Annotated in this window: 13 protein-coding genes; 11 read left to right on the top strand and 2 right to left on the bottom strand. The window is 28.5% G+C overall.

Annotated elements, in window-relative coordinates:
- Positions 1 to 393 precede the first annotated feature (393 nt).
- From hflX to ACTG46_RS12045, 6 genes are all read left to right on the top strand, one after another.
- Positions 394 to 1,659: a GTPase HflX gene (hflX, locus tag ACTG46_RS12070; RefSeq protein WP_054276967.1), complete on the top strand. Its 1,266-nt coding sequence runs from the start codon at positions 394 to 396 to the stop codon at positions 1,657 to 1,659.
- A 673-nt stretch (positions 1,660 to 2,332) separates the two neighbouring features.
- Positions 2,333 to 2,824 (top strand): MarR family winged helix-turn-helix transcriptional regulator, encoded by a 492-nt coding sequence (locus ACTG46_RS12065; protein ID WP_479922880.1) that lies wholly within the window; start codon positions 2,333 to 2,335, stop codon positions 2,822 to 2,824.
- Positions 2,825 to 2,874: 50 nt separating this feature from the next.
- Positions 2,875 to 3,414: a flavodoxin domain-containing protein gene (locus ACTG46_RS12060; RefSeq protein WP_479922879.1), complete on the top strand. Its 540-nt coding sequence runs from the start codon at positions 2,875 to 2,877 to the stop codon at positions 3,412 to 3,414.
- A 290-nt stretch (positions 3,415 to 3,704) separates the two neighbouring features.
- On the top strand, positions 3,705 to 5,069 hold the full coding sequence (locus ACTG46_RS12055) for an aldehyde dehydrogenase (protein ID WP_479922878.1): 1,365 nt from the start codon (positions 3,705 to 3,707) through the stop codon (positions 5,067 to 5,069).
- Positions 5,070 to 5,218: 149 nt separating this feature from the next.
- Positions 5,219 to 6,385: an AI-2E family transporter gene (locus ACTG46_RS12050; protein WP_054270673.1), complete on the top strand. Its 1,167-nt coding sequence runs from the start codon at positions 5,219 to 5,221 to the stop codon at positions 6,383 to 6,385.
- Positions 6,386 to 6,503: 118 nt separating this feature from the next.
- Positions 6,504 to 7,286, top strand: a complete 783-nt coding sequence (locus ACTG46_RS12045; protein ID WP_054270672.1) for an alpha/beta hydrolase — start codon at positions 6,504 to 6,506, stop codon at positions 7,284 to 7,286.
- Positions 7,287 to 7,404: 118 nt separating this feature from the next.
- Here the strand turns inward: ACTG46_RS12045 and ACTG46_RS12040 are convergent, their stop codons facing one another.
- Positions 7,405 to 8,058, bottom strand: coding sequence for a TetR/AcrR family transcriptional regulator (locus tag ACTG46_RS12040; protein WP_054270671.1), 654 nt, complete (start codon positions 8,056 to 8,058; stop codon positions 7,405 to 7,407).
- Between the two features lie 23 nt (positions 8,059 to 8,081).
- Positions 8,082 to 9,446 (bottom strand): sodium:solute symporter family protein, encoded by a 1,365-nt coding sequence (locus ACTG46_RS12035; protein ID WP_054276963.1) that lies wholly within the window; start codon positions 9,444 to 9,446, stop codon positions 8,082 to 8,084.
- Between the two features lie 657 nt (positions 9,447 to 10,103).
- Between ACTG46_RS12035 and ACTG46_RS12030 the strand changes: the two genes are divergently transcribed.
- The 5 genes from ACTG46_RS12030 (at position 10,104) to ACTG46_RS12010 (ending at position 14,801) form a co-directional block, all read left to right on the top strand.
- A complete protein-coding gene (locus tag ACTG46_RS12030) occupies positions 10,104 to 11,534 on the top strand; it encodes an MFS transporter (protein WP_054270669.1) in 1,431 nt (476 codons plus the stop codon).
- 104 nt (positions 11,535 to 11,638) lie between these two features.
- Complete coding sequence (gene hisC / locus ACTG46_RS12025; RefSeq protein WP_479922877.1) at positions 11,639 to 12,742, top strand: histidinol-phosphate transaminase; 1,104 nt, start codon at positions 11,639 to 11,641, stop codon at positions 12,740 to 12,742.
- 32 nt (positions 12,743 to 12,774) lie between these two features.
- Positions 12,775 to 12,993 carry an indolepyruvate ferredoxin oxidoreductase subunit alpha gene (locus ACTG46_RS12020; protein WP_021385063.1) on the top strand — a complete coding sequence of 73 codons (219 nt, stop codon included), beginning with the start codon at positions 12,775 to 12,777 and terminating at the stop codon, positions 12,991 to 12,993.
- Between the two features lie 16 nt (positions 12,994 to 13,009).
- On the top strand, positions 13,010 to 14,059 hold the full coding sequence (gene vorB, locus ACTG46_RS12015) for a 3-methyl-2-oxobutanoate dehydrogenase subunit VorB (RefSeq protein ID WP_021385064.1): 1,050 nt from the start codon (positions 13,010 to 13,012) through the stop codon (positions 14,057 to 14,059).
- A 1-nt stretch (position 14,060) separates the two neighbouring features.
- Positions 14,061 to 14,801: a thiamine pyrophosphate-dependent enzyme gene (locus tag ACTG46_RS12010; RefSeq protein ID WP_054270667.1), complete on the top strand. Its 741-nt coding sequence runs from the start codon at positions 14,061 to 14,063 to the stop codon at positions 14,799 to 14,801.
- The last annotated feature ends 2 nt before the right edge of the window (positions 14,802 to 14,803 follow it).

The following is a 14,803-nucleotide window of genomic DNA, read 5'->3' as shown; positions in this document are numbered from 1 at the left end:
ATTACTTTTATTAATCATGTAAAAACTACTTAAATTTAAGAATTGGGTTAAATATAATATGATAATTACATGTTAGTCAATTAAATTGGCATATTTTTAATATATATTTAGAATTTTAATCCTTCTTATGATATAAGTAGCTTGTTTGTATTACTTAGATTTGTAAGGAGTTTTTTTATTGAAAAAACTACATAATATAATTGAGAGGGGGTGTATGAAAGTGATTTTTTCTATAAGATTGAGAAAATAATGCACGATTATGGTTATTATAATGTTAAATTAGAAGTGTCATTTAAGGATAAAATAAAGGTATAATTCTTAATGAATTTAATTATAGAGCCATAATCTCGTGCTATATATTAAATAAAAATAGCAGATAAGGAGAATATGGATATGGCGAAAAAAGGAATAATAGTAGGACTAAACATAAATAATAAATCTGAGGATTTTAATGAACTGATGATTGAACTTAAAAACTTGTGTTCAGCATGTGATATTGATGTTGTGGGAAGTATAATTCAAAATGCAAAGCAAGTCAATAGAGCATATTACATTGGTACAGGTAAAGTCGATGAGTTATTAGACTTAATAAAGAAAGAAAATACAGATATAGTAGTATTTTACAATGAACTTTCTACATCACAACTCAAAAACCTTGAAGAAAAACTTAATTGCGAAATTATAGATAGGACAGCATTAATACTTGATATATTTGCACAGAGGGCAAAAACTAGAGAAGCTAAACTTCAAGTAGAAGTTGCTAGTTTAAAATATATGTTACCAAGGCTTATAGGTTCAAATGAAAATTTAGGACGTCAAAGTGGTGGTGTTGGTACTAAAAATAGGGGTTCTGGTGAGAAAAAGTTAGAACTTGACCGTAGAAGAATAGAAGAAAAGATAACTTTTCTAAATAAAGAACTTGATGATTTAAAATTTCAAAGAGAAACCCAAAGAAGTATGAGGAGAAAATCAAATCTCCCAAATGTTGCTTTAGTTGGGTACACAAATGCTGGGAAATCTTCAATCATGAATAAATTAGTGGATACATTTAAAAATTCTGAAGAAAAGAAAGTTTTTGAGAAAGATATGCTATTTGCTACATTAGAGACTTCTGTTAGGAATATAGTTCTTTCAAATAACAAAGAGTTTTTATTATCTGATACTGTTGGGTTTGTAAGCAATCTTCCACATGACCTAGTAAAGGCATTTAGGTCAACTTTAGAAGAAGCATGTGAAGCAGATATATTATTACATGTTGTTGATATTTCAAATCCAAGCTACAAAAATCATATTAAAGTAACTGAAGATACTTTAAAACAGATAGGTGCTGATTGTATACCTATGATAAATGTATATAATAAAGTTGATTTAATAGGTGAAGAAGTTTTAAATAATATTGTAGACGATATAGATGGAATCTTTGTTTCAGTAAAAAAAGATATAAATATGGACAAAATGATAAAATGTATTTGTGATAGTATATTTAAGGATTATATAAGATGTAAGATTTTAATCCCATACAGTGAGGGTTATATAGCATCTTATTTTAATGATAATGCAAGCATAATAAGTACAGAATATACCGAAGAAGGAACTGTTTTAGATGTTGAATGTAGTGATATAGAGTTTAATAAGTACAGAAAATATGTTTTAGAGTAGATTTTAAAAAATTAATATAACTTAAAATGTATTTAATGCAAATAGTTTAAATATGAGTTAAATTATACTCATAAAATATAAATATATAAAAAGGGTTCTTAAGGACCCTTTTTATATATGATAATTGTTCTATGAAAAATCAAAACTTACATTATGATTATAGAAAATACATGTGTATTTTACTATTCATATATAACATACATATTTTTTTGAATGATTCATATGCAATATAACTATTAAATTAGTATATTTGTCATAAATATGAGAAAGTGATAGTAATTAATATATATTATAATATGTATATTCAATACATTTTTTGGAAATTATATTTATGATGTACTGTGGAAAATATTAAAGAAAAGAATATAATAACATATTATTTGATTAAACAAAGTATTGAGAAAAAGGCAATCTAGAACCTAAATAATAATAACAATATTACTGTGTTTACGCAAAAAAATTGTACAACATTTTAGATTGTAAAGTAAAGGATTAAAATAACTAATTACAATAGCAAGTTGTAATTAAAAGTCCGTGATATAATGAATAAAGAAGCAACAAATATAAAATTATTGACATAATAGTAATTAGTTACTATAATAAAAAGTAACTAATTACTATTTGTAAATAGTGATGGAAAGTTTGAGGATTAGCATATAGAGAGGGACAAAAAATGGATATAGAAACTTTAATGAAAAAAATTGTGGTGGATGATGATAGTAGGAAACAAGCTATATTTGCAAATTTGTTTGTAATGCAAAATAAACTTCAAACTGCATGTGACAAGTTAGACCCAGAACTTACAATGAAACAATGGTTACTTTTAGCACTTGCAGAATCTATAGATGAGACTGTGACATTGACTAAGCTTGGAGAGCTTATGGGATGCTCACGACAAAATGTAAAGAAATTAGCTGTTGCTTTAGAAAAAAAGGGGTTTGTACAAATTGAAAAAAATGAAAAAGATTCAAGAGCTACTTGCCTTTTAACAAAGGATAGAGTAGAAGAGTATTCAGAAAGAGTAAGAGATATGCAAATTAAAGTATTAGAGCTTTTATTTAAAGATTTTGCAGAAAAAGAGGTAGAACAATTATTTTCTGGGATTATGAAATTAAGCAGAGGAATTGAGTATGTAAGAGATTATGTAGAAGACAATAATTTATAAGATAGAAAAGTAAAAAATCAACTTGGTATGGCATCAAAAGGAGATAATTTATGAAAAATACAGTAGTGATTTACAAAAGTAAATATGGAGCAACAAAAAAATATGCTAAATGGCTTTCAGAATTATTGATTTGTGATAGTTTTGAGATTAAAGATATAAACATAGAAAAAATTATGAAATACGATACTATTATCTTAGGAGGAGGTCTTTATGCTTGTAATATAGCAGGGATTTCTTTTCTAAAGAAGCATTATGAAGAATTAAAAGGAAAAAATCTAATAGTTTTTGGTGTAGGAGCATCACCATATAGTGATGAAGTATTAAAAAAATTAAGAGAAGCTAACTTTAAAGATGAATTAGATGAAATTCCTTGTTTTTATTGCCGTGGAGAATGGAATGAAACAAAAATGTCATGGTTAGATAGTGTACTTTGTGGTTTTTTAAAAAAAGCTATAGCCAAACAAGAGCGTAAAGGACTTAAACCAGTAGAAGCACCATTGTTGTCAGGAGAAAATTTTGAATGGTGTGATAAAGAATACTTAAAGCCAATACTTGAATATTTAGACAATATTAAAAGTATAAATTTATAAGTATCTTTAAATATGAGATGTTATAAAAATACATTATAGAATATTTACAAAATAATTTTATGAATGATAACCTATAATTTGATTGTTCATTATAGTGTTATAATTTAAAAATCATTCAATTTTAAAATATGATTACTAGCCTACTTATTTAATTAAAGGGGCTTTTTTTATTGATAAATTTATGTTATATTTATGTGAATTTCTTAGAATATAAATTGGTAAAATAAAAGTATATAGAATTTTATCTACAATATAAAATAGAAAAATTCTTCAAGAGGGGATTTTAAATAATGGATATAAATAAGTTAGTGATGCTTCAAAGGCAATATTATAATACAGGAAAAACAAGAGATATATCATTTCGCCTAGAAAAGTTAAAAAGATTGAAGTCAGTTGTATTAGAAAATGAAGAAAAAATACTTTTGGCATTAAAGAAAGATTTAAATAAGTCAAACTTTGAAGGTTTTATGACAGAAGTAGGTATGTTTTATAGTGAACTTGATTTTGCTATAAAAAATATAAGAAAATGGGGTAAGACAAAAAGAGTTAAATCAAGTATGGTTAACTTTCCATCTGTATCTAAGATTATTCCACAACCTTATGGTGTTACACTTATAATGTCACCTTGGAATTATCCGTTCCAATTAGCACTTATACCATTAGTATGGTCAGTGGCAGCAGGTAATTGTGTTATATTAAAGACATCTGAATATTCTGTGTCAACATCTGGTATAGTTAAAGAGATAATTGAAAAGATTTTTTCAAAAGAGTATGTTGCAGTTGTTCAAGGTGGTCAAGAAGAAAGTGAAAAATTATTATTAGAAAGGTTTGATTATATATTTTTTACAGGAAGCACTAATGTTGGCAAAATAGTAATGAAATCAGCATCAGAGTATTTGACTCCTACAACTTTAGAACTTGGAGGAAAAAGCCCTTGTATTATTTTAAAAGATGCAGATATAGACCTTACTGCAAAAAGGCTTACATGGGGAAAACTAATAAATGCAGGGCAAACTTGTGTAGCGCCAGATTATGTATTAGTACATGAAGATAGGAAAGATGAATTAATAGAAAAAATAAAATATTATATTATTAAGTATTTTGGAGATAATCCATGTAATAATGAACACTTTCCTAAAATTATAAATGAAAGACATTTTAATCGTATAGTATCTCTTATCGATATAGATAAAGTAGTATATGGTGGAGATTATAATAATGAGAAATTAAAAATAGAGCCAACTATAGTAAATGATGTTACTTGGGATGACAATATAATGAAGGAAGAAATATTTGGACCTATATTTCCTATTTTAACTTATAAAGACTTAGATGAAGTTGTACAAGAAATTATACAAAGACCAAATCCATTGGCACTTTATATTTTTACAAAAAATAAGAAGCTAGAAAATAAAATTTTAGAAATGATTCCAGCAGGTGGATGTTGTATCAATGATACAATTACACATATAGCTACAAATTACTTGCCATTTGGTGGAGTTGGTGAGAGCGGAATGGGTTCATATCATGGAAAAGCTGGGTTTGATACATTTACTCACTATAAGAGTGTCTTAAAGAAATTAAACTTAGATATGCCTATCAGATATGCACCATATAATGATAAATTAATTAAGATTCTAAAAAAAATAATGTAGATTATATTGTAGAAAGATGAATATAAATAAAATTGAGAACTTGTATTCTAATTATACTTTATAGAATTTAAAATTTTAATTTGGTATATTTGTTATAAAAGTAGTGATTTTGTGATAAAATTTAGTTATATAGAAATAAGGAGGAAAAAATGAAAATTAATTGGAATACAAAGTACACAACAATAGCAATTTATACATTTATAATAGCTGCTTGTAGTATTATATTTTATCTAGTATCATCACAAATAGATGTGTTTTCTAATAATTTAGATGCTATATTTACAACTTTACAGCCTTTTATAATAGGATTTGCTATTGCATATCTTCTTAATTTTATTTTAAAATTTTATGAAGATAGAGTTTTTATAAAAAGTGAGAAATTAAAAAACCTAAAACAAAAATCAAAAAGAGGATTGGGTCTTTTATTAACATATGCAACAGCCGCATTGATACTTTACTTATTTATGTATTTCGTGTTGCCTCAAGTAATTGAGAGTATTGTTGGACTAGCAAATGATATACCTATGTATGTAAATAATGCAACTAAGCTTATTGATAAATTAATGACTGATTTAAATCTTGATGAACAATATTTTAATTTAGCAGTAGATAAATGGAATGAATTTGTTGCATATATTATAAAATTTGTAACTGATTTAATACCGATATTAGGAAATATGTTAAAGAATGTAGCTTCTAGTATATGGAATATTGTTTTAGGATTAATTGTTTCAGTGTATTTACTAATCGATAAAGAAAAATTCTATGGATTAAGTAAAAAAATAACTTATGCAGTATTTACAGAAACACAAGCTGCAAGAATTTTAGAATTGACTCATAGAAGTAATTATACATTTGGAAGATTTCTAGGTGGGAAGATATTAGACTCATTTATTATAGGTATTCTAACATTTGTAATACTTACAATAGTTAAAATGCCATATACATTATTAATATCAGTTATAATTGGTATTACAAATATAATACCTTTCTTTGGACCTTTATTTGGAGCTATACCATCAACACTAATAGTATTGTTTGTATCTCCTATAAAAGCTTTATGGTTATTGTTAATTATATTAATAATACAACAAATAGATGGAAATATTATAGGGCCTAAAATACTTGGAGATTCAATTGGTATATCTGCATTTTGGATTTTATTCTCATTGTTGGTTGCAGGAAAATTATTAGGATTTGTTGGAATGGTTATAGGAGTTCCAATGTTTGCTGTAATTTATTCTATAATTAAAGATGTTGTTGAAGGTAAATTGGATAAAAAGGGATTACCAACAGATACCTCCGATTATATGTAGCCAAAACAGATATTATGTGTAATTAAAAATATATAAATTAAGAAATCTTTAAAGCACTGAGAAGCTTAAACTCTTGGTGCTTTTTAGATATAAAATCATTATAGAAGAGGTGTTTTTTGTGGCGTTTATAGAATGTAAATTTAAATCTAAATATACAGGAGGAGAAACTGATGTAATTGTAGTTTTACCTGTAGCAAATGGAAAAGAACTTTTTAGTGGTAAAGAGATATATGATTTTGAGGGTAAGTTTAAAACATTATACTTATTTCATGGTTTAGAAGATGACCAAAGTTCATGGATTAGATATACTAATGTGGAACATTATGCTAAAAATAAAAATATAGCTCTTGTAATACCAAGAGTAGAAACTAGTTTTTATACAGATATGGTGTATGGGCACAAGTATTTTACTTTTGTAAGTGAGGAATTACCTAAGTTTGTTAGAGCTATATTTCCTTTATCAGACAAGAGAGAAGATAATTTTGTAGCTGGCATGTCTATGGGTGGATATGGTGCGTTAAAGTTAGCACTTTCAAAACCAAAAGAATTTTCAGCAGTTGCAAGTTTTTCTGGTTCACCTGACATGATTCATGAGTTAGAAAATCAACAAATAGAAACTAATGCAGATATTCTATTTCATGATTTTGGAAGACCAGAGGATGCTAGAAATAGTGATAACGATTTACTTTACATACTTAAGAAACTTAAAGAAAGAAATGAAGATATTCCTAAAATTTATCAATTCTGTGGTGATAGGGATTTTTTATATGAAAATAATCAGACATTTAAGAAATATGCAGAGTCTTTAAATGTAGATGTTATATATGAAGAGTGTGTTGGAGGTCATGAGTGGCGTCTCTGGAATTTATGGATAAAGAAGTTTATAGATATGATTGTGTAGGTACTTATGGTATTAAGAAAAAATATTAAAAAATATCTTTAAATATAATAAAGACTGAAATCCTAAAATCTAATTATGATTCTAATATTTCAGTCTCTAAAAGTTCAATAAAGTTTTATTAAGTTCTTATACGAGTTATTATTGGTGTGAAGTTATCAACTATATCTATATAGTATTTACTCAGTTCTTCTAAAATATCTTCACATAAATCAGTGCTATGACCAAGGTTAATGAGGAATTGTTTTGTAAAATATCTTATTACAGCTTGAGAAGATATATCATACTTGTGTGAAATATAAACTCTAATTATCTCAGGTTTCATGGCAAGTATACCAATACAAGAAAGTATTAACTCGTCATGTTCTATAGATTCTTTATCATTAACATATCTCTTCATTACCATTTCAGTTACACTTCGTTGATAGCTTAAAATAGCTTCTTCATAAGCTATATCTAAATAAAAATTCCTATACGCTTCATTTTTTAGAAGAAAACAAAGGTCAGCATTCATGGCAAGAAAGAACATCATCATAGTACCTTCTTCATGATAATTATAGATTAAAGACTGCATTTCGTCTCTTATATCTTCATATATTATAGCCCCTATTTCGCTTTTACTTGAGAAGTAATAACTTATTAGACCTAAATTTATATTAGCTCTTTCTGCAATTTGCCTAGTTGTCGTTTTATGATAACCTTGTTCAAAAAATAATTCTCTAGCAGCACTTACAATACTAGCTTTTGTCTCTTTTCCTTTTTCTGATTTTGACATATTTACTGTATATACCTCTCTTTTCAATCTTTTTTTGAAAATTTGCTAACTATAAATATTGTAATAGAACCACCTATTATAGGAATTAAAATTCTGTCAAAGACAGTAAGAATGCCAACCATATTTAATAATGCCAATATCATACTTACTATAACAGCATAGATAGCACCTTTTTTTGTAGCACCTTTCCAGCAAAGGCCAATTACAAATGGTGCAAATATTACACCTGTACATAATGGTGCTGGCCAAAATAATAATTCTAATAAACTATCAAATTTAAGTGCTATAATTGCACCTGCTACAGCTGTTAAAGCTGAAGCAATTTGAGAATATTTTAAAGTATTTTTCAAATCATTAAATTCTATATCAGGATGTAATAATTTGTTGTAAATATCTCTTGATATGATAGCACTCATTGAAGTCATTAATGAATCTGCAGTAGACATTATGGCAGCTAATATAGCAGCTAAGAATAATACAGAAATTAAAGGTGGTAAAGTTGTTGATATCATTTGAGGTAAAACCTGGACAGATGATATGTTTGGAAATAAACTACCACCAATAGCTCCAATTATTCCTATAGGAAAAGCAAGAAACAATAGTATAAATCCTGCAATTATACTACTTTTAACTGCATTTTTAGCATTATCAGCACATTGATATCTTAAAAAACTTTCATAAGAAAATATTGAGCCTAAAACTAATGGTAAAACTGTATACATAAAATCACTAATCGATTTATTTCCTGGAAAGAATGGTTCTTTTACCATTGATTGTAACATAAGTAAAGGGTTGTCGCCAACTAATTTTAAGCTTATATAAGCCACTATTGGTAAAAATACTACACAAATAGCAAGTTGAATAAAAGCTGATACTGCAACTCCCCACATTCCTGATGTATAAGTATATATAATGATTACTATGACTCCTATAATTACTGCTACATCATAAGGGATGCCAAATGCAGTAGATACAGAACCAAAAGATATTAATTGACTGCCCATGATGGCTAATATTGATATTGGTGTCACAAGACTTTGATAAGTTCTTAAAAATACACTATGACCATATCTAGTTTCAATATAGTCTGCAGGTGTTATATCACAAGATAAACTCCTTAACTTTCCTGCAAAAAATGCGTTTATAAAACAAGCCAAAGCCGCACCTATAGTAGAGTACATACCAACCCATAACCCTCTTTCAGCTCCCCATTGAACTCCACCTACTAAGCATCCTCCTCCAAAAGATGTAGCAGCGATAGTTGCGGCGAGTATGGGTAAAGGAAGATTTCTACCTGCAATTAGGAAATCAGATGCCGTTTTAACTTTTTTAGAAAAATAAAAACCAATCCATATGTACACTGCACACGTAGCAATTAAAAGTAACATAGTTTCTTCTCCTTTATAAAATATTTTAATAAAATTTATAAAATATATTTTAAATATATTTTATGTAAAAGTAGCACAATATTTATTTTTATTAGTTTTGGATTAGTATAGTTATAATAACTTATAGTACTATGTAGAATTACATAAAAAGAAAAAATTGAAAATTCTGAAATTGATATTTATAATGATGTTTGTCTGATAGATTCTTTTTGTAATTGTAACATGCTTTTATTTTTAAATCAATAGTACATGTATAAAAATAAAAGAAATTTAAAGGAGAAAAAAATATTTTTAATATCTAGATGTAGTATAAAAAAATCTTGAATAAATTATTCTTGAATAAATTTATTGAAATTTAAAATTATCAAAAATTTGATAAAATAATTTGAAATATATGTTTTTATGATGTTTTAAAACGGCAAAACAATAAAAAACAAATTTAAATTAAGTTAAATCAGCTTTTTAGTTAATTTTAAAGGCGAAAAATAAAAATAAAAAAGTGTTTGACAATTATGAATTTTGAGAATATAATTAAATTAAAATTATACACATATAAAAAAATAAACTGAATCAAAAAGAAAAAGGAAAAGATTCAGAATATAAAATATTATACGTGAATAATAAAAAGTGATTAAATTTTATAAGGGAGGGGTAGATGTGAGTAGTCAAGAAAGCAAACCAAAAGGAAACCTTATATCAAATTTTAGAGATGATATGAGAGACCCTAAGAAAAGAGCAATATACACATATTCAAGTTCTATAAACCTAGCATACAATTTTATAGGTTATTTTGTATCAACAGTAACAAATATCTTTTTAACTGATGTAGCAAAGCTTGGTGTAATTATGGCAGGTGGTATGCAAATTGTACAATCTTTCATAAAAATTGCTGTAGCTCCTATAACAGGTACAGTATTTGACAAGCAACCATTTAAAAAAGGAAAATATTACCCATGGCTTAGATATACACCCGCAGCATTGGCATTGACATATGGGATATTTTTCATAGTTCCATTGATGAAAATAAGTCCAGCATTACTTTTACCTTTAATGACCGCTTTATTATTAATAGCATCTTGTGCTCAACAAGTAGTTTTTACTATAATTTATGCTATTTACCCTGTAGTAGCTAAAACACCTAAAGATAGAGTTATAGGTTCAACTACTACAAACATATTTAAAGAAGTTGGTAAATTTTTAGTAGGTTTTTCATATCCGTTATTATTAGTTTTATTTGCAGATGTATTAGGTGGAGAAGGAATGGGTTATCTAGGTACCTATTTATTCTTTGCAGCAGGATGTCTTTTAGTATTTTGGTTTTCTTCAACAGAGATAATAAAATCTGGCGCAGAAGATGAGGTTCTTCAAAAAGAAGAAAAACCAAAGATTAAAGCAAGTGAGATGGCAAAAGCTCTATTTACTAATGTTCCACTTATGATGGCATTTTGTCTAGAATTTCTTATATGTATAAGATCTATAGGTCTAGGGCCTTTAGCTCCATATTATTTTAAATATGTAATAGAAGATGAACGTGGGTTAGCCGTATTTTTATCAATAATGCCTTTAGTAAGTGTAGCGTTCATGTTCTTCGCACCAATATTTATAAAAATATGTAGAGAACAAAAACTAGCTTCAATAATTTCTTTTTCTATATGTGCAATATGTCACTTATTAGTTGCATGGACTCCTTGGGGAAAAACTACTTTAGGTGTAACTATGTTACTGGCAATTGGTGGTGGTTTTGCAAATGTAGTATCAATAATAAACCTTAACTTCTTTGCTGGTTCTTGTGACTATGGACATTGGAAATCAGGAAAAGATTTACCTGGTTTAAGTATGTCATTATATCCAGTTGCAATACAAGTGGGCGTGTTACTTGCAACTACTATAAGAACAGTTTTGATGAATTCAATGGGATATCAAGCTGATATGGTAGTTACAGAAGCAGTTAAAAGTGGCTTCATAAACATGATTTCTTATTCTATGGCAATACCTTTAATAATAGCTGTTGTTATAGCCATCTTATATCCAGTAAGTGATAAGAAACTAAATCAAATAAGAGAAGAATTAAATCAAAGAAATGCTTAGTTAAAAGAGATTTAAATAGATAATTAATTTTAAAATATTAAAGTAAGTAGACGCGATGGCGTTTATATAAATGAAAATACATATACAGAGGGGGCTTTTAAAAAATGATAGAAAAATTATTGAGAAATACAGTAAAAGAGTTACATCAATACGTTCCAGGTGAACCAATAGAAAAAGTTAAAGAGAAATATGGTGTAAAAGAAATAATAAAACTAGCTTCAAATGAAAATCCTCTAGGTCCATCACCAAAAGCAATGGAAGCTATGATTGAAATGTTAAAACAAGGTCAACTTTATCCAGAACCAGAAGCTAATGAACTTAGAAGAAAATTAGCTGACAAGCTAGATTTAAAACCAGAAAACTTTATTGTTGCTAATGGTGCGGATAACGTTATCACATTAATAGGTGAAGCTTTTATAAATAGAGGAGATGAGGTTATATACTGTGACCCAACATTCCCATCATATAGAACTGCAACTGTAAAAAATGAAGGAATACCAGTAGAAGTACCTTTAACAAAAGATTATAAGTATGATTTACAAGGTATATTAGATAAAATTACAGATAAAACAAAATTAATATGTGTATGTAATCCTAATAATCCAACAGGAACAATTGTGGATGATAAAGAGTTGGAAGCATTTTTAAAGAAAGTCCCTGAAAACATTATAACTATATTAGATGAAGCATATATAGAATTTTTAACAGTACCTAATTATGTAGATGGACTTAAGTATGTAAGAGAAAATTACAATGTTATAGTAACAAGGACTTTCTCTAAAATATACGGTCTTGCAGGTCTTAGAGTAGGGTATGGTATTGCTAAAGATGAGATAATAAGAACTTTATTTACAGTAAAAGAGCCTTTCTCTGCAAATCGTGTTGCCATAAGTGGAGCAACAGCAGCACTTGATGATGATGAATTTATAAAAGAAACATATGACTTGAATAGAGTAGGAATGGCTTATTTTAAAGAAGAGTTTACAAAAATGGGATTTGATGTTGTTGATTCACAATCAAACTTCCTTTATGTAGACATGAAGACAGATGTACCAAAGCTATTTGAAGATTTGAAAAAAAGAGGGTTTGTAATAAGACCAAGTGCTACACATGCACGTGTAAGTATTGGAACTATGGAAGAAAACCAAAAATTTGTAGCAGTTTTGAAGGAAATATTAAATTTTAAAGAAGAACCAAGCATTGGATAATAGGTAGAAATATTACGAAATGGGGTGTAGATATGAGCTTAAAAATAAACGCAGAGAGATGTAAAAGTTGTGAATACTGCGTTATATCTTGTAAAAAAGGAGCATTAAAAATATCAGATAACATAAATAAAGAAGGATATGCTCATGTAGAAGTTGATGAAAGTAAATGCATACTTTGTGGAATTTGCTATCAAGTGTGTCCAGATAATGTTTTTGAAATAATTAAAGAAGAAGCATGTCAAGAGGCTTAGAAGGAGTTGGAATAATATGAAGAAGATGTGGAAGGGGAACCACGCCATTGCAGAAGCAGCTCTAAGAGGTGGTTGTGAGTTTTATGCAGGATATCCAATTACACCACAAACAGAGGTAATGGAATTTTTATCACATAGAATGTCTGAACTTGGAAGAACTTTTATACAATCTGAAAATGAAATGGCTGCTATATATATGGTATATGGAGCATATGCAAGTGGAATGAGGTCTATGACAAGTTCCTCAGGACCAGGAATATCTCTAAAACAAGAAGGAATTTCATATTTATGTGCAAATCACTATCCTTGTGTAATCGTAAATGTACAAAGATGGGGACCTGGACTTGGTTCACTGGATTCAGCACAGACAGACTACTTAAGAGATACTAGAGGGGGAGGAAATGGAGATTACCATTTAATCGTTTATGCACCAAACAGTATCCAAGAAACTGTGGATTTAATGTACAATTCGTTTGATGTAGCAGAGAAATACAGAGTACCTGTTGAAATTTTGACAGAAGCAGCTTTAGGTCAAATGATGGAACCAGTAGAATTTCCAGAGTTCAAGAAGAGAGAAGAAGATTTAGGTTGGACTTATGATGGAAGTAATAGAGACCATGCAAAAGTTGCAGATAACCAAAAACCAGCTTTTTGTATGGAAAAACGTATGAGAATAACTGAAAATGAACAGCAATGGGAAGATTATCAAGTCGAAGATGCGGAATATGTGTTTGTAGCGTTTGGTATACCATCAAGAACAACTATGAATGCTGTTAGAAGACTTAGAGAACAAGGTGAAAAAGTTGGAATAATAAGACCAATAACAGTGTGGCCTTTCCCATATAAGGCATTTGAAAAGGTAAATAAGAATGTAAAAGGATTTATATCAGTAGAGTCAACAGATACAGGTCAGTTAGTAGAAGATGTTGCTTTAGCATCAAAAAAAGTATGTAAAGAAAATGTACCTGTTTATGGACTATTCAGTGGAAATCATATACCAAAAACATTGCAAGTAATGGACACTTATAGCAAAATAAAATCTGGCGAAATCAAGGAGGTGTTCTAATATGGCTACAGAAAAATTAACACCTAGCGTTGTTTCAATACCAAACAAATTTTGCCCAGGTTGTGGTCATGGAATAGTAAACCGTATAATAGCAGAAGTAATAGAAGAACATGGATATGAAAAAAATCATGTATTAACTTTGGGAGTTGGTTGTGTTTGTAATATGAATTTTAGCTGGAATGGAGATAAGATGCAAACTGCACATGGTAGAGCTTCATCCACAGCTATAGGAATTAAAGTAGCACTTCCAGAAACATTAGTAATGACTTATCAAGGTGATGGAGATGCTTATGTTATAGGTCTTTCTGAAACTTTAAATACCGCATATAGAAATCATAATGTTACTGTATTTGTAATAAATAACAATAACTTTGCGATGACTGGTGGGCAAATGTCATGGACTACTATGCCAGGTCAAGTTACAACAACAAGTGTAAATGGAAGAGATATAAACACTACTGGTAGTCCATTAAAAGTTCCTGAAATGATGGCAGACTTCTTTGATGTAGCATATGTAGCAAGAGGTTCAGTTCATAGTCCAAAGGAAATAATTAATCTAAAAAAATATATAAAAAATGCAATAGAAGCTCAATTGAATGGAGAGGGGTATTCATTAGTTGAAATATTAGCACCTTGTCCAACTAACTGGGGTGTATCATTAGAGAAATCTATCAAGTGGATGGAAGAAGAAATAGTGCCATATTACACTCTTGGCGAATTTAAGCAAAGGGATGGTGAATAATT

This window comes from Clostridioides sp. LIBA-7678 (assembly GCF_056716065.1).
Note: the sequence above shows the minus strand (reverse complement) of the source record. Positions and strands in the feature narration are given on the sequence as shown.